We start from the raw sequence: 18,793 nt of genomic DNA on the forward strand, positions 1-18,793 counted from the left end.
TCAGGACGATCAGCGGAGCAATCCGCAGGATGGCGAGCCGTCCGGCAAGCGCCGGCCCCTCGCCATCCTGACCTGAAGAGGCTTCCATGTCCGCTCTCCGCTCCCGCTTCCCCCTTGAACCGATGACGCTGCTGCGCCTGACGGTGGCGCTCTTCGTCGCCATCCACGGCTGGGTGCGCTTCGTCCACGGTGATGCCCTGGGCTTCGGCGTCTACGTCGAGCGCCATGGCGTGCCGCTGGGCACCTGGCTGGGCCCGGCCGTCACCGGCTACGAGATGCTGGCCTCGCTGGTGCTGGCCAGCGGCCGCTTCGTCTTCCCGCTCAGCCTGGGCTTTGCGGCCATCTACCTCGTCGGCATCCCGGTCCACCATCTGCCGAACGGCTGGTTCTCGTCGGGCAGCGAGGTCGACGGCTGCGAGTACCCGGTGCTGATGATCGTCTGCTATCTCTGCCTGGCCTGGCACCATGCGCCGACGCTGCTGCGCGCCCGCTGGCCCCGGCTGTTCGCCGCCGCCTGACGGGCGCCGCCGCACGGGGGCAAGCCGAATCCGTTAGGCTCACCCCGTTATGTTTTTGGAGCCCTCATGGCCAAGAAATCCGCCGCCCCGTCCATCAGCATCGGCATCAGCGAGAAGGACCGCGCCGCGGTCGCCGCCGGCCTGTCCAAGCTGCTGGCCGAGACCTACACGCTCTACCTGACGACGCACAACTTCCACTGGAACGTCACGGGGCCGATGTTCAACAGCCTGCATGCGATGTTCATGGCCCAGTACACCGAGCTGTGGAACGCCGTCGACCCCATCGCCGAGCGCATCCGCTCGCTCGGCCACCCGGCGCCGGGCAGCTACGCCCAGTTCACCAAGCTTAGCGGCCTGCCCGACGCCCCCGCCGTGCCGCCCAAGGCCATGAAGATGGTCGAGGTGCTGATGCAGGGCCATGAGGCCGTCGCCCGCACGGCGCGCGCCATCTTTCCGCTGGTCGACAAGGCCGGCGACGAACCCACGGCCGACCTGCTGACGCAGCGGCTGACCGTGCACGAGCAGACGGCATGGATGCTGCGAAGCCTGTTGGCGGAATGAAGGTTGCGGTCGTCACCTTCGACGGCTTCAACGAACTCGACAGCTTCATCGCGCTGGGGCTGATCAACCGGCTCAGCCATCTCGGCTGGTCGGCCGAGATCACCAGCCCGGTCGAACAGGTGCGCTCGATGAACGGCGTCGCCATCACGGCACAGCGGCCGCTGGAGTTCGCCAACGAAGCCGACGTCGTGCTGTTCGGCAGCGGCATCCACACCCGCGCCATCGCCGCCGACGGCGCGCTGCTGGACCGCCTGCGCCTGGACCCGGTGCGCCAGCTCATCGGCGGCCAATGCTCGGGCACGCTGCTGATGGCCCGCCTCGGGCTGCTGGCCGACATGCCCGCCTGCACCGACTCCACGACCAAGCCCTGGGTCGTCGAGGCCGGTGTGCGCGTCGTCGAGGAGCCCTTCCAGGCCCGCGGCCCCATCGCCACGGCCGGCGGCTGCCTGGCCTCGCAATACCTGGCCACCTGGGTCATGGCCTCGCGCGCCGGGCTGGACGCCGCGCGCGGTGCCCTGCATTACGCGGCGCCGGTGGGCGAGAAGGAGACCTATGTGGAGCGGCTGATCGGCGTCGTCAAGCCTTTCCTGCCGGCGGCATGACCCGACCCCCACGCCTGCGCTGATGTCGCCTTTTCGACCCCTGCCGCACGGCCAGTGACCGTTCGCCCCGTTGCGCCGCGGGCCGCGACTCGCCCACCTAGTCTGCGTGCGGACCGATTCGTGTCCGTCACGGGAGATTGATTGATGAAAGCCTCTGCCATCGTCGCCGCCATCGGGGTCGGCGTGCTTGCCACGGCCCTGGCCAAGCCGACCGGCCTGCCTTCGGGCTGGATGCAGTCCGGTGATGCCCAGACCTGCGAGGGCCGGGTCCTGCCGGTCGACAGCGCGCCCAGCCCCAAGGCCTACAGCATCGATTGCAAACCGGGCACCGTGGGCTTTTCGACGCTGATGCAGCAGCTCGCCGGCACCGACTACGCCGGCAAGCGCGTGCGCCTGAGCGCCCAGCTGCGCGGCGCCCAACTGGCCGAATGGGGCGGTTTGTGGATGCGCGCCGACAGCGGCCAAAAAGCCACCGCCTTCGACAATATGTGGGACCGCCAGCTGCAGGGCAGCTTCGGCTGGCAGCCCGCCGAGGTGGTGYTGGACATCCCGGCCGATGCCACCGCGCTCAGCTTTGGCTTCCTGCTCACCGGCGCGGGCCAGCTGCAGGCGACCGACTTCAAGCTCGAGGTCGTGTCGAACGCGGTACCGACCACGGGCAAGGGCGCGCTCGCGTTGCCCCGCCAGCCCAACCACCTGACGCCGCCTTGAACCGCGCCGGGTTGACCGAGCCGACGCTGGGCCACGAACTGGCCCAGGCGCTGCGCGAGGAGAGGGTGGGCTGGCATCGCCCCGGTGTGCTGAACGCCATGTTGATGCTGGCGGTGCTGGCCATCACCTGCCTGCGCGCGCCGCAGGCCTGGCCGCTGATCCTGGGCCTGCTGCTGGGCCACGCCGCAACCGACGGGCTCTGCGGCTTGCTGGCCCGTCGGCCCCGCACCGCCCTTGAGCTGCTGTTGGGGGCACTGCTCGTCGGCGCCGCGCTGGGCTGGGGGGCGGAGCAGTTGCTGACGCCCGAGCCCATGGCTATGGGGGACCGCATGACCCGCGCCTGGCTGCACATCAGCTTCGGCGCGGTATTGCTCAGCCTGCCGCTGCTGCAAGGCCTGCGCCGGCTGCGCGCCGTGCGCCGCGTGGAGCAGGAGCGCGCCCGGCTGCGGGCCGAGCTGCAGATGCTGCAGGCGCAGATCGAGCCGCACTTCCTGTTCAACACGCTGGCCACGCTGCGCAGCTTCGTGCGCCAGGGCTCGGCGCGCGCGCTGCCGCTGCTGGACGCCGTCAGCGGTCTGCTGGAGACCACGCTGGAAAGGGTGCGGCAGAACGAAGGCTCGACGCTGGGGCAGGAGTGCCAGATCGTCGAGCATTACCTGGCCATCATGGCGCTGCGGCTGGGCGAGCGGCTCAGCTACCGCGTCGATGTGGACGCCGCGCTGCTGGACCTGCCGTTGCCGCCGCTGATGCTGCAGCCGCTGGTGGAGAACGCCATCCAGCACGGCATCGAGCCCAGCGAGGGCGGCGGGCTCATCGAGCTGCAGGCCGAGCGCCGCGAGGGCCGGCTGCTGCTGCGCGTCGTCAACGGCGGCTGTCCGCTCACCGGCGCAGCGCCTGCTGGCCACGGCCTGGCGCTGGCCAATCTGCGCCAACGCCTGCAAGCCTTGCACGGCGACCTCGCCAGCCTCAGCCTCACGACCAACGCCCAAGGCCTGACCGAAGCCACGCTCACCTTGCCCACGCCATGACGACTGCACTGATCGCCGACGACGAACCCCAGCTGCTCGAAGAGCTGCAGCAACTGCTCGCCCAGGCCTGGCCCGAGCTGGAGATCGTGGCCCTGGCCCGCAACGGCACCGAGGCGCGTCGGCTGCTGGATGAACTGAGGCCGGACATCGCCTTCCTCGACATCCGCATGCCCGGCATCGACGGCCTGGGCCTGGCGCAGCTGGCACCGGCCGGCACGCGTCTCGTCTTCGTCACGGCGCATGCCGAGCACGCCCTGGCCGCCTTCGAGCGCGCGGCGGTGGACTATCTGCACAAGCCCGTCACGCCCGCGCGGCTGGCGGCCACCGTGCAGCGGCTGCAGGCGGCCCAGCCCCAGCGGTCGGACCTGCGCTTCCTGCAGGCCTGGACCGGCAACACCATGAAGCTGCTGGACGTCGATCAGCTCGCCGCGCTGCGCTCGGAGCTGCGCCACACACGGGCATTGAGCCAGGGCGGCGAACAGCTGCTGCTGCGCACCTCGCTGGGCGAGCTGCAGCAGTCGCTGGACCCGCAGTTGTTCTGGCAGATCCACCGCGGCTCGGTCGTCAACGCGCGCGCCATCGAGCGCATCGAACGGCGCGACGACGGCGAGCTGTGGGTGCATCTGAAAGGCCAGGCCCAGCCGCTGCCCGTGAGCCGCGCACACCGGGGGCGGTTCAAGGGGATGTAGCGCGCAGCAGGCGACTGGGATAATCGCGGGTTAGCCCGCCAGAAAAACTCAATGTCCGAAACCACCGCCAGCCGCATCGAGACGGAAGTCCGCCGCCGCCGCACCTTCGCCATCATCAGCCACCCCGACGCCGGCAAGACCACGCTGACGGAGAAGCTGCTGCTGTTCTCGGGTGCGATCCAGATCGCCGGCTCGGTGAAGGCGCGCAAGGCCAGCCGCCATGCGACCTCGGACTGGATGGAGATCGAAAAGCAGCGCGGCATCTCGGTGGCGTCGTCCGTCATGCAGATGGAATACCGCGACTGCGTCATCAACCTGCTCGACACCCCGGGCCACCAGGACTTCTCGGAAGACACCTACCGCGTGCTGACCGCCGTGGACGCTGCGCTGATGGTCATCGACGCGGCCAACGGCGTCGAACCGCAGACCCGCCGCCTGCTACAGGTCTGCCGCGCCCGCAACACGCCCATCCTGACCTTCGTCAACAAGATGGACCGCGAGGTGAAAGACCCGCTGGCGCTGATGGACGAGATCGAGCAGGAACTCGGCATGACGGTCGTGCCCTTCACCTGGCCGGTCGGCATGGGCAAGCAGTTCCACGGCGTGATGGATCTGCGCCAGCAACGCATGCGCGTGTTCGCCCCAGGCGAGGACCGCGCGGCCGGCACCGAGGAAGTGCTGGAAGGCCTGGACAACCCGGCCTATGCGGAGCGCTTCGGCATGCAGTACGAACAGGCCGAAGGCGAGATCGAGCTGGTGCGCGAGGCCGCGCCCGAGTTCAACCGCGAGGAGTTCCTGACCGGCAAGCAGACGCCGATGTTCTTCGGCTCGGCCGTCAACAACTTCGGCGTGCAGGAAGTGCTGGACGCCCTCGTCGAGCTGGCTCCGCCGCCGGATTCGCGCGTCGCCATGCAGCGCACCGTGCAGCCTGAGGAACCCAAGTTCACGAGTGTGGTCTTCAAGATCCAGGCCAACATGGACCCGGCTCATCGCGACCGCATCGCATTCCTGCGTGTGGCCTCGGGCCGATTCGAACGCGGCATGAACCTGAAGGTGGTGCGCTCCGGCAAAAGCCTGCGTCCGAACAGCGTCGTGACCTTCATGAGCCAGAAGCGCGAGCTGCTGGACGAGGCCTTTGCCGGCGACATCATCGGCATCCCCAACCACGGCGTGCTGCAGCTCGGCGACACCATCACCGAAGGCGAGGCCCTGCAATACACCGGCCTGCCCTTCTTCGCGCCGGAAATGTTCCGCGCCGTCGAAGTGGCCGACCCGCTGAAGACCAAGCAGCTGCGCGCCGGCCTGACGCAGCTGGGCGAAGAAGGTGCCATCCAGGTCTTCCGCCCCATTGCCGGCAGCGTGCTGCTGCTGGGCGCCGTCGGCCAGCTGCAGTTCGAAGTCGTCGCCCACCGGCTGGAGCACGAGTACGGCTGCAAGGCCCGCATCATGCCGAGCCGCTTCCAGGTGGCGCGCTGGGTGACGTGTGACGACCCGGCCGAACTCAAGCGCTTCATCGACGCCAACGACCACCGCATGGCCTACGACGCCGTCGACGCACCGACCGTACTGGTCGAGTACGCCCCCGAGCTGCGCGCCATCGAGAGCAACTGGCCCAAGATCAAGTTCCACGCGCTGCGCGAGCACGCGGGCTTGGTGTTCCAGCAAAGGCTGGACGGCTGAAGGCATGAGGCCCCTCGCCCAAGGAGTACCTTGGTCGGTCCCCCGAGGGGCCGGCGATGCTTGCGGCATCGAGCCGCAAGCACATCGCCAACGCGGGCCGGCTAGGGAGCGGCCCGGCGCTCGGCCCGCAAAATCGCGATGAGCATGTCCGTCCGCCCCTGCCCCTCCTGCGGCGACGCGATGCAGCTGCAGACCCTGCCCGCCCACCACGGCGCGCAGGTGGACATCGACTTCTGCTTCGGCTGCCAGGGCATCTGGTTCGACCACCAGGAGAACCTCAAGCTCTCGCCCGAGGCAACGCTGTCGGTGTTCAAGGACATGCACCGCCACCAGGGCGACAAGCGTGGGCCGCTGGCCGGCACGCTGCGCTGCGCGGAATGCCGCGCGCGCCTCGTGCAAGGCTTCGACATCGTGCGCAGCGGCCGCTACATCACGCACCGCTGCCCGCACGGCCACGGCCGCTTCAGCAGCTTCGCGTCCTTCATGATCGAGAAGGGCTTCGTGCGACAGCTCACCAGGCCCGAGATCGCCGACATCGCCAAGAAGGTCGGCGTCATCAACTGCAGCGGCTGCGGCGCGCCGGTGGACCTGCGCAAGGAAGACGCCTGCTCGCATTGCCGCTCGGCGCTGTCGCTGCTGGACCCGCAGGCCGTCGAGCAGGCATTGCAGGGCTACGCCAAGGCGGCGGCCAAGGGACCGACGCCCGCCAGCGTGGCGGACGCGCTTGGCTTGATCGCGCGCGACCGTGCCCGCGCCGAGCGCGACGCGGCCCGGTCGCCGGCCGGGGGCGCCATCGGCGCGACCGCCGTCTTCACGGTTGATTTGCTCGCCGTGGGCCTGAACCTGATCAGCAACCTCTGGGACGACTGAAGCCCCATGGCCAAGCCCACCGATTTCGACAAGGGCCTGGCCCTGCACCAGCAAGGCCGTCTCGCCGAAGCCGAGCAGCATTACCGCCGCCTGCTGCGCACCGCACCGACCCACTTCGATGCCCTGCACCTGCAAGGCGTCATCTGCGGCCAGACCAACCGCTTCGACGAAGCCCTCGAGCTGCTGAACCGCGCGCTGGCCCAGCGCCCCGACAGCGCGCCGGCCTTGAACAACCTCGGCAACACGCTGGGCAGCCTGGGCCGCCACGAGGAGTCCGTGCAGGCTTTCGAGCATGCGCTGGCGCTGCGCCCCGCCGACGCCAAGGCCCTGCGCAACCGCGGCACCAGCCTGCGCGCGCTGGAGCGGCCCGAGGAAGCCCTGGCCAGCTTCGACGCCGCCCTGGCCCTGCAGCCGACCTACTCCGAGGCGCTGGTCGGCCGCGCCGAATGCCTGCTGACCCTGCACCGCCGCGGCCAGGCCATCGCCACCTTCCAGCTGGCCCTGGCGCTGGGCAAGGACGTCGACCAGATCCAGTACGCGCTGGCGGCACTCGGCGTCGGCAGCCCGCCGTCGACGGCGCCGGCCGGCTATGTCGAGGCGCTGTTCAACATGTATGCCCACAACTTCGACGAGCACCTCGTCCAGAGGCTGGGCTATCGCACGCCCGAGCTGCTCGTGAACGAGCTGCAGCGCGCCCTGCCGGCTGCGGGCGGCGAGGTCATCGACCTCGGCTGCGGCACCGGCCTGTGCGGGCCGCTGCTGCGCCCGCTGGCGGCCAAGCTGACCGGCGTGGACCTGTCCGGCCTGATGCTGGCCAAGGCGGGCGAGCTGGGCCTGTACGACGAGCTGGTGCAGGGCGACATCGCCCAGGCGCTGCAAGGCCAGCCGCAGCGCTTTGACATCGCCGTCGCTGCCGACGTCTTCGTCTACATCGGTGACCTGGGCGACGTCTTCACCGCCACCGCGGCCGCGCTTCGGCCGGCCGGGCTGTTCGCCTTCTCCGTCGAGGCCTGCGAGGACAGCAGCGACTTCCGCCTCGGCGCCAAGCGCCGCTACGCCCATTCGCTGGCCTATCTGCAGCGCCTGGCAGCCGCCCACGGCTTCACACTCGAGTCGTCGACGCGCTGCGCCATCCGCAAGGAAAACGACGAAGCCGTCGAGGGCCTGCTTGTCGTGATGCGGCGCGCCTAGCGCAGCTTCTTCGCGTAGTTGGCCTGCACGAAGCGGCTGATATAGCCGCTCAGGCCCCGCCCGACCTGGGCCAGGCGCTTCATCTCGTCGACTGCTTCGGCTCCCGGCTGTTTGGCGTCGTAGACATAGACCGAGCCGTCGACAAAGCGCACGGCGATGCTGGCCGGGCCGAGTTCATAGGCGACGACGCCTGACTCGCCGCTGCGGTTGAGATAGCGCTGCATGGCGGGTTGACCGGCAATCGGCGTGCCGGGATCGCCAGCGCAGGCGGCAGCGCTATTGCCAGCTGCCGGCTGGCCGGCCGGTCAGCTCCTCCACCCAGCGCCAGGCGTCACGCTGACGTTGCGCCACGGCTTCGAAGCGACTTTCCATGCCGGCGTCCAGCGCCGCGCGTTGCTGTTCGCAACTCTTGAGGCAGGCCGCCGGGCGCTCGCCATCGGCCAGGGTCTTGATCGACGCGTCCGCAAGAAAGCCCCATTTCAGCTGGCCCGGCAAGCTGGCCAAGCGCTCGGCGCAGCTCTGCTTGCAGTTCATGTCGGCGAGTTTCAGCCGGCAGGCCGGCCGGTCCACGGCTTGCGGCTCGAGCGCATGGAATTGGCCGAAGAATCCGATCTCCCGCCAATCGACAGCCTGCAACCGCAATGCCGTCGGGCGGCTGCCCGGATTCAGCCGCAGCAGCAGGCGGAAGATGTTGTGACCCTGCAAGGCCTGGCCCGCGAGGCCCAGCGCCTGGCGCTGCTCAGGGCTGGGCTCCCAACTCCGCACATACCTGTGCGGCTGGACATGGGATATCGAGTCGGAACGCATCAGCGCCGACGACGACGCCAGCCCCTGGGTGGCCGCCAGTTGCTCCAGCAGAGCGGTGTGGATGGCTGGAAAGCTCGCCGCGGCCCGTTCGGGGAAGACGTCGCTGGCCCAGCGCTCGATGGGGCGATCCCACTGCAGCGAGGCCGGTATCCGCAGCTGCGGCAGCCCCTCCAGCATCACGGCCTGCGAGGGGCTGACGACCAGCAGCACCAGCCATTGCGCGCGGTCGGCGCCCAGGCCAGGCAACAACTTCGCCAACGGCAGGGCGTCACCCGCTTCCTCGGGCAATGCCAGTTGCCAGGCTTCACCTTCACAGCCACCGGTCGCGCAAACCGGGTGCGCCAGGGCTTCACGTTCGCCCGGCCAGTGGGCGCTGCCCGGCGGGTGAATGACGCGCGCCCAGGCCAGTGCCGTCGAGCAGGGGTCGGCATCCCGCCGTCGCTGCAGCCGCGGTGCGCCGAAGCGTTCCAGCTGCATCAGCGCCTGCGCATCGGCCGCACGCCAGGGCATGGCCCCAAGCCAGGCCCGCGGCGCGCGCACGATGACGCGGCTTTGCGCGCCGTCCCGCACCCACAGCATCACCGGCCAGGCGCCGCTGGCGTCTGCATCGGCGCGGCCGACGATGACATCCACCTCCGAGGGTTGGGCCCGCGCCGGCGCTGAAACCCAGCAGGCAATCAGCAGTCCCAAAGTCATCCACACCGCAGCGCGCATCCGCCCTCCCCGAGTCATGTCATTCACTGGATCGCGATGCTAGCGAGACCGTGGGCTGCGATGATGCAAGCCCCCCGCGCCCTGAGTTGAGTCCACGCCGATGAGCAAGCGTCTTCTCCCCCTTCTTCTCGCCCTCGGCTGCAGCCTCGCCCAGGCCGCCCCCGAACTCGAAACCGTCGTCGAAGGCCTCAAGACGCCCTGGGCGGTGGCCTTCCTGCCCGATGGCCAGTTCCTCATCACCGAGCGCGACGGCACCCTGCGCACGGCCAAGGCCGGCGGCAAGCCCAGCGCGCCGATTGCGGGCGTTCCCGCGGTCGATGCCGTCGTCCAGGGCGGCCTGCTGGATGTCGTCACCGACAGCGACTTCGCCCGCAACCGCACGATCTACTTCTGCTTCTCGGAGCCCGGCGCCAACAAGACCAACAGCACGGCCCTCGCCCGTGCGCGCCTCAGCGAAGACCTGAAGCGCCTGACCGACGTCAAGGTCATCTTCAGCCAGAAGCCCAAGGTCGAGAGCAAGCACCACTTCGGCTGCCGCATCGTCGAGATGCCCGACGGCAAGCTGATGCTGAGCATGGGCGAACGTTTCAGCGGCATGCAGAGCGCGCAGACGCTGGACAACCACCTCGGCAAGATCGTGCGCGTCGGCAAGGACGGCAGCGTGCCGGCCGACAACCCCTTCGTGAACACGCCCGGCGCACTGCCCGAGATCTGGAGCTATGGCCATCGCAACTCGCAAGGCCTGACCCTGGACGACAAGGGCCAGCTCTGGGAACACGAACACGGTCCCCAGGGCGGCGACGAGCTCAACCTCATCCGCCCGAAGCTGAACTACGGCTGGCCCGTCATCACCTATGGCGAGAACTATGGCGGCGGCAAGATCGGCGACGGCATCTTCGCCAAGGCCGGCATGGAGCAACCCGTCGTCAAATGGGTGCCCTCCATCGCGCCCTCGGGCCTGGTGCGGCTGAAGAGCGCCAAGTACGGCCCGGCCTGGCAAGGGAACTTCTTCATCGGCTCGCTGAAGTTCGGCTACCTGGAGCGCGTCAAGCTCGACGCCGACAACCGGCCCGCCGAGCAGGAGAAGCTCTTCCCCGACGCTGGCCGCATGCGCGATGTGCGCGAAGGCCCGGACGGCCTGCTCTACCTGGTGCTGGAAGCCCACGGCCGCATCGTCCGCGTGAAGCCCTGATCAGATCCTCCGGGATTTTCTGGTTCAATCGCGGCGAAAAAAGATGACCCAGGGAGTTCCGCATGTCCACCGAGCTGGGGCGCCGTGATGGCGCCATGTTGCGCTGTGCCCTCGGCGCTGCGCTGATCTCGACCCTGACCGCCTGCGGCGGTGGTGGATCCGACGCACCGGCACCGGCACCCGCGCCGGCTCCTGCACCGGCCGCCGTGGCTGCTGCGGATGCCTATTCCGTGGCCTGGAACACCGCTGTCGCGCTGGGCGTGACCGACAACGACACCGTCACGAATGGCAGCGCCAGCGTGACGGTGGATGCCGCCCCGCTGCACGGCACGGCCACCGTCAACGGCACCAAGATCAGCTACACGCCCAATTCCGGCTTCTTCGGTCCCGACAGCTTCAGCTACAAGCTCAGCGTCGGCACGGCCAGCCAGTCGGCCACGGTCAAGCTGACGGTGGAGGCCGCGCTGACTTTGCAGGGCCAGGTCACCGATGCGCCCGTCGCCAACGCCACCGTCAAGGCCGACGTCGGCGGCCAGAGCTTCACGGCCATTGCCGATGCCAGCGGCCGCTACACCCTGGCGGTCAAGAGCAGCCAGCCTGGCGACTTCGTCACGTTGACCGCGACAGGCGCCGGCACCCAGTCCAAGGTCGTCCTCACCAGTCTGGCCGGTGAGTTCGGTGGCCTCGCGGCGGCGTCCAGGGATGGCAAGCTGGCGGCCGAGCAGAACGCCGCCCTGAACCTGACGCACCTGAGTGCCGCGCAGGCCGGACTGATTGCCCAGGCCGGCGCACAACCCGGGACCGCCGCGGAACTGGTGGCGGCGCTGCAGCGGCTCGGGCCGCAGTCCGTGCTGGACGCGGCGGCCACGGCCAAGCTCGTCATCGACGGCGGCGTCGCCCTGCCGGCCGGTGCGGCCGACACCCGTGCGCTGCTGACCAGCGCCGCGGCGCTGAACGGCTTGCGCACCAGCCTGCGGCGCGACAGGCCCGGCGAATTCGAAGCCGCCCGCCAGGCCACGCTGGGCGACCCCGCCCTCAACGCACCGCCCCCAACGCCGACGGCCAACGGCGCCCCGGTGACGCTGATCTACAGCTATGGCGACGAGGCCGGCGCTCAGGCCGTGCGCACGCTGACGCTGCGTTCGGATGGCACCGGCACCGAGGTCAGCGATCGGCCGCGTGCCGTGCATTGGACCGCCAGCGCCCGCGCGATGACCGTCACCTACGACCAGCCCCCCGTCGAGGCCTACCGTGCCTACGACTATGCCTACCTGGGCCTGCTGGAGATCAGCGAAGACGTTCCCTTCCAGCTCACCCGCACGGGCTTGACCCTCAGCGATATCGGCGGCCCGCAGAGCACGTCGCTCGCCAAGGTCGCACGGCAGGGATCCGTGACGCGGATCCCTCCCAATCAGTCGCGCAGCGAACGGCGCGTCGAAAGTGGCGACCTCATGCGCCGCCAGATCGACACGCCGGCGTTCAAGGCCGAGGATTTCGCGGTCGGCACGCAATGGGCCGGCCTGTCCGCGCCGCTGTCCCTGGACGCCAACGACGTGCTGGAACCCCATCAGGACATCGCGACGGTCACGTCGGCCACCGAACTGACGTTGTCGCGATCGGGGCTGAAGGGCAGCTGGCGCCTCGTGGACGGCAAACTGCGGGTGGACTTCGCGCACGTCTCGCATCTGTACACGCTGCTGGGCAAGGGTGCGCGCGGCGATGCGCGCTGGCTGCTGCAGGACCTGGGAGCGGACGGCAGCCCGCAGACGGCCGTGGAAGTGAGCGTGATTCCGGTGGCGATCCCGACGCTGGACCGCGCCTTCTGGCAGCACAGCTTCGCGTCCAACGTCAGCGTCTTCTACGGCCAGGGCGTCGCCTACCAGCTGCGCAGCGACGGCCGCTTCGGGCTCCAGTTCACCGTGCCGGGCGAGCCGACCTCCACCTTCGACTTCAGCCGCCGCGAATGGCGCCTGCTGGCCGATGGCCGCCTGGAAGCGGTGCGCACCTACGACGCCAACTGCAGCGTCTACCAGCCACTCCCCGGCCAGGGCTCATGCGCGCTGTCGCAACTGCGTCAATGGCAGCCGTTGCTGCGCATCGGCGACACCGTCTGGGTGATGCAGCTGGGGCCGGTGGTTCTCGATACCGACGGGACCGTGGTCAGCAACGCAGACCGCTGGACGCTGGTGGCGCTGACGCTGCAGGCCGACTGACGCCGGCCCGTCTCGCCTCAGGCAGGCAGCCACACCAGCATCATTGCCGTCAGATTGATCAGCATATGCGGGAGGGTCGCGGCGGCGAAGGCGCGGCCGAAGCCCAGCGGCCGCCAGGCCAGGTAGCCGCAGCTCAACACGAAGAAGCTCCAGAAGGTGCCGAAGAACCAGAGCAAGCCGTGCGCGCCGTGCAGGCCGCCCCACAGCACGCCGGAGACTGCGGCGATGAACAGGGGCTGGCTCGACAGGCGGCCCAGCAGCCACAGCAGGCCGCCCAGCAACAGCGTCTCGGCCAGGGGTGCAAAGACCACCGCACCGAAAAAGTCCTTGAACGAAGCCTCGCGATCGGGTGGCGCGAAGGCGGTCGTGTCCACGCCCAGCGCCACGGCCAGCCCATAGGCCAGGCCGACGAAGGCCGCGCTGGGAAGCAAGGCCACCGGCCACGCCAGCAGGCAATGCAGGGTCAATGACGGCGCACGCCGCGCAGTCACGAGGGCCAGCAACAGGCTTGGCCAGGACGTCCGCGGTTCTTCTTCGGTCGGGACTGTGGGCAAGGGTGCGAGAACGGACATCAGGGAGGAGATGCAGAGCGTGGATACGACCGCTGCACTATCGCATCCGCCCGGCAAAAGTCGCATCTCGCTGCACCGGCAGCAGCACCCCGCGCACCCGCGACAACCCCCGTCGACGTCCTCTTGCGCTGTGTTGGAATGCCGCGCACAGGGAGAGACACGATGAAGCGATTCGCGACGACGCTGTTGTGCCTGCTTGCCGGCCTGACCGTGCATGCCGCACCGCTGACACCCGCTGACTTGCCCGCCGCCACGCGCGACTGGCTGCCCTGGGCTCAACAGGGCCAGCCGCCGCTGGGCTGCCCGGCGGGCAGCGCCGAAGGCGAGACGCCGGTCTGCGTCTGGCCCGGGCGGCTGCAGCTCGGCGCCGGGGCTCGCGAGGCGACGTTCAAGCTGGAGGTGCAGGTCTTCGGCGCGCCGGCCCGCGTGGCCCTGCCCGGTGAGCCCGGCGCCTGGCCGCAGGACGTCAAGGCGGGCGGCAAGGCGCTGGCCGTCGTCGAGGCGAGCGAGCATCCGGCCGTCTGGCTGGCGCCGGGCGCCCATGTTGTCGAAGGCCGCATCGCCTGGGCAGAGATGCCGCAGAACCTGGCCGTGCCCGCCAACCTCGCCACCATCGTCGTGACCAGCGACGGTGCCACCCAGGCCCGCGCGCCCGACGGCGAAGGCCGCATCTGGCTGCGCGCCGGGGCCAGCCCTGCCGAGGCCAGCGACAGCGTCAGCGTGCAGGCCGTGCGCCTCATCGACGACGAACTGCCGCTGACGGTAACCACCGCCTTCGACCTGCGCGTTGCCGGCCGCGCCCGCGCCGTGGAGCTGCCGCTGGCCCTGCTGCCGGGGCTGCGCGCCATGCAGCTCGACAGCCCACTGCCCGCCCGCCTCGCCGACGACGGCCGCCTCATCGTGCAGGCCCGGCCGGGCAACTGGCACATCGAGCTGCGCGCCCGGCTGATGGCGCCGGTGCAGGCGCTGAAGCTGCCCGAGGCGGCGCCCGACGAGGAGGTCTGGGTCGTCAAGGCAGCGCCGGCACTGCGGCTGATCCGCCCCGAGGGTCCAGCCAGCGTCGACCCACGCCAGGTCGAAATGCCCGAGCCCTGGCGCGCCCTGCCGGCCTTTCGCCTCAAGCCTGGCGAGACGCTGAAGCTGACCGAGCTGCAACGCGGCAACGCCAAGCCGCCACCGGACGCGCTGAAGCAGATGCGCCGCCTCTGGCTGGATTTCGACGGCGTTGGCCTGACGGCGCAAGACCAGTTCGATGGCCAACTGTCGGCCAGTGCGCGCCTGGCCATGACCGCACCCGGCCAGCTCGGTCGTGCGGCCATTCACGGCGAAGACCAGCCCATCACCCGTCTGTCGAACGACGACCGGGCCGGCTTCGAAGTGCGCGAGCGCGAGTTCAATGCCCGCGGACGCGCTCACATCATCGAGGCCGACAGCCGCTGGCCGCGCGACGGCACCCTGCCCGCCAGCGGCTGGAGCATTCCCGTCGACGGACTGGCTGTCTCACTGCAGCTGCCGCCCGGCTGGCGCCTGCTGCACGCCCAAGGCCCCAGCAGCGCCAGCGACGCCTGGTTGGCGATGTGGACGCTGTGGGACTTCTTCTTCGTGCTGCTGGCCGCCCTGGCGGCCTACCGGCTGCTGGGCTGGCGGGTCGGCCTGCTGCTCGGCGTGGCGCTGGTGCTGACCTGGCACACGCCCGGCAGCCCACCCGCGGTGCTGTGGTTCGGCCTGCTGGCGCTGACGGCCCTGGCCCGCGTGTTGCCGCTGGGGCGCGCCCAGACGGCGTTTGCGCGCGGCCGTATCGCGGTAGCGGGGATGCTGGCGCTGTTGATGCTGCCGTTTGCGGTGCAGCAGGTCAGGGAGGCGATTTATCCGAGCCTGGAGCGGCCTGCGGTGGGCGCCGGGTTCCTCATGACGCGCAGCGGCCCGCCGGCAGCTGCCGACATGGGCATCAACGAAGAGAAGGTCATGCCCGCTCCCGAGATGAGCATGCCCGCGCCGCCGGGGAAACGGGTCGGCAGCCTCTCGCCCGCACCCTACATCCCCTCGCCCTACGCTCCCACCGAGCGCATCGACCCCAACGCCCGCGTGCAGACCGGCCCCGGACTGCCGACCTGGACCTGGCGCGGCCACATGCTCACGTGGAGCGGCCCGGTCACGCCCGAGCAGACGCTGCGGCTGTGGTTGCTGCCGCCCTGGGCGACGGCGCTGATGAAGCTGGCCGGCCTGGCGCTGCTGGCGCTTGCGCTGATAGTCGTCACCGGCTTGAAGCCGCCGCCGCTGCGCGCGCCACGCGCGACTGCCAGCGCTGTCGCGGCTGCCCTGTTGCTGCTGCTGGGCCTGACGCCCCAACCGAGCGAAGCCCAGGCCGGCTGGCCCAGCGACGAGCAACTCAAGGCGATGCGCGACAAGCTCGCCGCGCCGCCCGACTGCCTGCCGCGCTGCGCCGAGCTGGCCCGCCTCTTCGTCAGCGCTTCGGGCTCGACCGTGCAGCTGCGCGCCGAGATCCATGCGCAGGCGCTGGTGGCCGTGCCCCTGCCCGGCCAGGGCACCGGCTGGCAGCCCGCCAGCATCACGCTGGACGGCCAGCCGGCCGCCGCGCGGCGCGATGACGAAGGTCGGCTGCTGATCGCCGTGCCGGCCGGTGTGCACCAGGTGGTGCTGAGCGCTGACGTGGGTAGCGCCAGCGGCCTGGACATCGCGCTGCCGCTGCCGCCGCGCGCGCTGCAGAGCGACTTGAAGGGTTGGGCCCTGGCCGGGCTGGACCCGCGCGGCGAGAGTACCGGCGCCATCACGCTGAGCCGCGAGGCCGGCTCGGGCAGCAGCCGCACCGAGGACGCCGGCACCCAGCGCGACGCGCTGCCGCCGCTGGTGCGCGTGGACCGCCGTCTGCAGCTGGGCCTGCGCTGGCAGGTGACCACGCAGATCCAGCGCATGGCCCCGAGCCGCGCGCCGCTGCGCGTGCGCTGGGCCCTGCTACCCGGCGAGGCGGTCAGCGATGCCCGCGTGACGGTGGAAGGCGGCGTGGCCAGCCTGCAACTGGGCGGCGATGACGCGGCCGAAGTCGCCAGCACGCTGAAGCCTGCCGAGGCACTCACGCTGACCGCCGGCAAGGAGCCCAACCAGGTCGAGCACTGGACGGTGGACGCGTCCGCGCAATGGCATGTGGAATCCAGCGGCCTGGCCGCCACGGCGCTGCAGCAGGGCGGCCAGTGGCAGCCCGAGTGGCGGCCCTGGCCCGGCGAGACGCTGAAGCTGACCGTGAGCAAGCCCGCCGGCGTGCCCGGCCAGACCCTGACGCTGGACAGCGCCCGCACCTCCATCTCGCCGGGAGAGCGCAGCAGCGACGTCGGCCTGGACCTGAGCCTGCGCGCCAGCCTCGGCGGGCCTCACGTGCTGAAACTGCCGGCCGGTGCCGAGCTGCTCGCCGTTCGCATCAATGGCAATGTGCTGCCCTTGCAGCCGCGCGATGGCGCGTTGAGCCTGCCGTTGACCCCCGGTCACCAGTCCGTGAACCTGCTCTGGCGCGAGCCCGGCGGGATGGGGACGCTGTGGCGACACGAAGGCGTGACGCTGGGCCTGCCCGGCGTCAATGACGAGCTGATGCTGAACGTGCCGCAGGACCGCATCGTGCTCGCCGTCGGCGGGCCGCTGATGGGGCCGGCCGTGTTGATCTGGGGCGTGCTGGTCGTCGTGCTGGTGCTCGCCTGGTTTGCCCCGCGTGGCCTGCCCGGCGTCATGGCGCGGCCGGCGTGGCTGATCCTGGCCCTGGGCGTGGCACCGGTGTCGCTGTGGGCGCTGGTGCTGCTGGCCGGCTGGTTCGCGCTGCTGGAAGCGCGCCGGCGCTGGACGCTGGCCATGCCGAACACGGCGCGCTGGCTGCGCATCCTCTTGCAGCTGCTGCTGGTGCTTTGGACGCTGTTCGCCATCGGCGCCTTGCTGGACGTGCTGCGCACCGGCCTGCTCGGCTACCCGGACCTGCTGGTCGCCGGGCCGCAGTCGAGCAGTCATGTGCTGATCTGGACCTCGGACCGTTTCACTGATCACACGGCCGGCGCTTGGGTCTTCAGTGCGCCGGTCTGGCTCTACCGCGTGCTGATGCTGGCCTGGGCGCTGTGGCTGGCGGCGTCGCTGCTGCGCTGGGTGGGCTGGGCCTGGGCCGCGTTCAGTGCGGGCGGGGCCTGGCCGGCCAAGCCGGCGGTGGTGGTCGTGGCAGACGACAGCTCGCGCAACCAGACCCAGGGATAGATGCCGCGGTCGTGGCCGTCGCTGAAGATGAGCTGAAGCGCATAGCGGCCCACGGGCACGGCGTCCACCAGCAGGACAGGCGCGGCCTGCGGCGCCCGGGCTCGGCAGGCGCCGCAGCGGCAGATGGCGCGCAGGCGGGCGGCAGGCAGTTCGGCGGCGCCGTCGGGCCAGCGCAGGCGCAACGCGGTGGGTGTCAGGTCGACGGCTTCTGGCAGGTCATTCATCGGTCCACTCCGGTGGCTGCCCCCAAGCGCTGCAGCGACAGGCGCACGGCCTTGCGCACCTCGGGGTCGGGATCGGCGGCAGCCGCCTGCAGTGCGGGCACGGCGGTCGCGTCGCCGATGTCGCCCAGCGCAATGGCCGCCTCCTTGCGCAGGTTGCCTGCCGGGTGGATGAGGGCCTGGCTCAGCACCGGCAGGGCCTGCGCATCGGCAATACGGCCCAGCGCCCGGGCAGCGCGCAGGCGCACCTGCCAGTAGTCGTCGTCCATGGCCGCACGCAGTGCGGTGGCGGCGGCCGCGGCGCGCAGCTTGCCCAGCGTCGAAGCGGCTTCCTCGCGCACGGTCCAGGCGGCGTCCTGCAGGGATTCGCACAGTGCGGCTTGAACGGCGGTCACCTGCTCGGGCGTGGCCAGGCCCAGCGCACCGGCGGCGGCGCGGCGCACTTCGGTGTCGGCGTCGGCGATGACGACGCGGGTCAACAGCGGCAGGGCGGCCGCGTGCTTCAGCCAGCCGAGCACCGCGACGGCTTCGCGGCGCACGCTGGCATCGGCGTGCTGCAGCGCCGCGAGCGCAGGCGTGGCGGCAGCCGGCACGCGCAGTTCGCGCAGGGCGCGCAGGGCGGCGGCACCGATGAAGGCGTCGGGCGAGGCGGCATGGGCCAGCAGGCCTTCGCCGGAGCGCGGGTCTTTCAGCTCCGTGAGGGACTGGGCGGCGGCGGAAGCGACTTCGGGCGTGTCGCTCAGCGCAGCGGCCAGGGCATCGACGACGGCGGGCTCGTCCCAGCCGGCGAGCGCCCGCGCCGCCTCGGCACGCAGCGTGGGGTCGGGGTCGCGGCGCAGCAGCTGGGCCAGGGCGGGCAGCAGGGCTTCGTCCTCGACGTCGGCAAACGCCAGCACGGCGACGCGGCGCACGCCGGGGTCGGGGTCGGCCAGTCGTTGCAGCAGCTCCTGCGCGTCGGGATCAATCAGGTCGGTCATGT

At 70.6% G+C, this 18,793-nt stretch carries 16 protein-coding genes; 11 read left to right on the forward strand and 5 right to left on the reverse strand.

What is annotated here, in order from left to right:
• Positions 1 to 86: 86 nt before the first annotated feature.
• The 9 genes from AC1DW3_RS10760 (at position 87) to AC1DW3_RS10800 (ending at position 7,850) form a co-directional block, all read left to right on the forward strand.
• A complete protein-coding gene (locus AC1DW3_RS10760; RefSeq protein WP_477931257.1) occupies positions 87 to 518 on the forward strand; it encodes a DoxX family protein in 432 nt (143 codons plus the stop codon).
• Positions 519 to 584: 66 nt separating this feature from the next.
• Positions 585 to 1,079, forward strand: a complete 495-nt coding sequence (locus tag AC1DW3_RS10765) for a Dps family protein (RefSeq protein ID WP_477931258.1) — start codon at positions 585 to 587, stop codon at positions 1,077 to 1,079.
• Positions 1,076 to 1,681, forward strand: coding sequence for a type 1 glutamine amidotransferase family protein (locus AC1DW3_RS10770; RefSeq protein ID WP_477931260.1), 606 nt, complete (start codon positions 1,076 to 1,078; stop codon positions 1,679 to 1,681). The genes AC1DW3_RS10765 and AC1DW3_RS10770 overlap by 4 nt, the downstream gene beginning before the upstream one ends.
• Before the next feature lie 144 nt (positions 1,682 to 1,825).
• Positions 1,826 to 2,392, forward strand: a complete 567-nt coding sequence (locus AC1DW3_RS10775; RefSeq protein WP_477931262.1) for a hypothetical protein — start codon at positions 1,826 to 1,828, stop codon at positions 2,390 to 2,392.
• A complete protein-coding gene (locus tag AC1DW3_RS10780) occupies positions 2,389 to 3,420 on the forward strand; it encodes a sensor histidine kinase (RefSeq protein ID WP_477931263.1) in 1,032 nt (343 codons plus the stop codon). Before AC1DW3_RS10775 ends, AC1DW3_RS10780 begins: the two co-directional genes overlap by 4 nt.
• Positions 3,417 to 4,109, forward strand: a complete 693-nt coding sequence (locus tag AC1DW3_RS10785) for a LytR/AlgR family response regulator transcription factor (protein ID WP_477931264.1) — start codon at positions 3,417 to 3,419, stop codon at positions 4,107 to 4,109. Before AC1DW3_RS10780 ends, AC1DW3_RS10785 begins: the two co-directional genes overlap by 4 nt.
• Before the next feature lie 51 nt (positions 4,110 to 4,160).
• Positions 4,161 to 5,789, forward strand: a complete 1,629-nt coding sequence (locus AC1DW3_RS10790; protein WP_477931266.1) for a peptide chain release factor 3 — start codon at positions 4,161 to 4,163, stop codon at positions 5,787 to 5,789.
• Positions 5,790 to 5,927: 138 nt separating this feature from the next.
• Complete coding sequence (locus AC1DW3_RS10795) at positions 5,928 to 6,659, forward strand: zf-TFIIB domain-containing protein (protein WP_477931268.1); 732 nt, start codon at positions 5,928 to 5,930, stop codon at positions 6,657 to 6,659.
• A gap of 6 nt (positions 6,660 to 6,665) precedes the next feature.
• Positions 6,666 to 7,850, forward strand: a complete 1,185-nt coding sequence (locus tag AC1DW3_RS10800; protein ID WP_477931270.1) for a tetratricopeptide repeat protein — start codon at positions 6,666 to 6,668, stop codon at positions 7,848 to 7,850.
• Here the strand turns inward: AC1DW3_RS10800 and AC1DW3_RS10805 are convergent.
• The gene (locus tag AC1DW3_RS10805) at positions 7,847 to 8,074 is read right to left on the reverse strand and encodes a hypothetical protein (protein WP_477931271.1); all 228 of its coding nucleotides are present in this window, start codon (positions 8,072 to 8,074) and stop codon (positions 7,847 to 7,849) included. The genes AC1DW3_RS10800 and AC1DW3_RS10805 overlap by 4 nt on opposite strands.
• 52 nt (positions 8,075 to 8,126) lie before the next feature.
• Positions 8,127 to 9,353: a hypothetical protein gene (locus AC1DW3_RS10810; RefSeq protein WP_477931273.1), complete on the reverse strand. Its 1,227-nt coding sequence runs from the start codon at positions 9,351 to 9,353 to the stop codon at positions 8,127 to 8,129.
• A gap of 118 nt (positions 9,354 to 9,471) precedes the next feature.
• On the opposite strand from AC1DW3_RS10810, the gene AC1DW3_RS10815 reads away from it, so the two are divergent.
• Together AC1DW3_RS10815 and AC1DW3_RS10820 are read left to right on the forward strand one after the other, a co-directional pair.
• A complete protein-coding gene (locus tag AC1DW3_RS10815) occupies positions 9,472 to 10,563 on the forward strand; it encodes a PQQ-dependent sugar dehydrogenase (protein ID WP_477931275.1) in 1,092 nt (363 codons plus the stop codon).
• A 62-nt stretch (positions 10,564 to 10,625) separates the two neighbouring features.
• A complete protein-coding gene (locus AC1DW3_RS10820; RefSeq protein WP_477931277.1) occupies positions 10,626 to 12,776 on the forward strand; it encodes an Ig-like domain-containing protein in 2,151 nt (716 codons plus the stop codon).
• A 17-nt stretch (positions 12,777 to 12,793) separates the two neighbouring features.
• Here AC1DW3_RS10820 and AC1DW3_RS10825 read toward each other — a convergent pair whose 3' ends face one another.
• The 3 genes from AC1DW3_RS10825 to AC1DW3_RS10835 all read right to left on the reverse strand — a co-directional run bounded on the left by AC1DW3_RS10825 (position 12,794) and on the right by AC1DW3_RS10835 (position 18,791).
• On the reverse strand, positions 12,794 to 13,213 hold the full coding sequence (locus AC1DW3_RS10825; protein ID WP_477931279.1) for a hypothetical protein: 420 nt from the start codon (positions 13,211 to 13,213) through the stop codon (positions 12,794 to 12,796).
• A 4,217-nt stretch (positions 13,214 to 17,430) separates the two neighbouring features.
• Entirely contained in the window at positions 17,431 to 17,817 is a 387-nt protein-coding gene (locus AC1DW3_RS10830) for a DUF971 domain-containing protein (protein WP_477931281.1), read from the reverse strand.
• A complete protein-coding gene (locus AC1DW3_RS10835; RefSeq protein WP_477931283.1) occupies positions 17,814 to 18,791 on the reverse strand; it encodes a HEAT repeat domain-containing protein in 978 nt (325 codons plus the stop codon). Before AC1DW3_RS10835 ends, AC1DW3_RS10830 begins: the two co-directional genes overlap by 4 nt.
• Positions 18,792 to 18,793: the final 2 nt, after the last annotated feature.

The organism is Roseateles sp. P2_H4 (assembly GCF_056403315.1).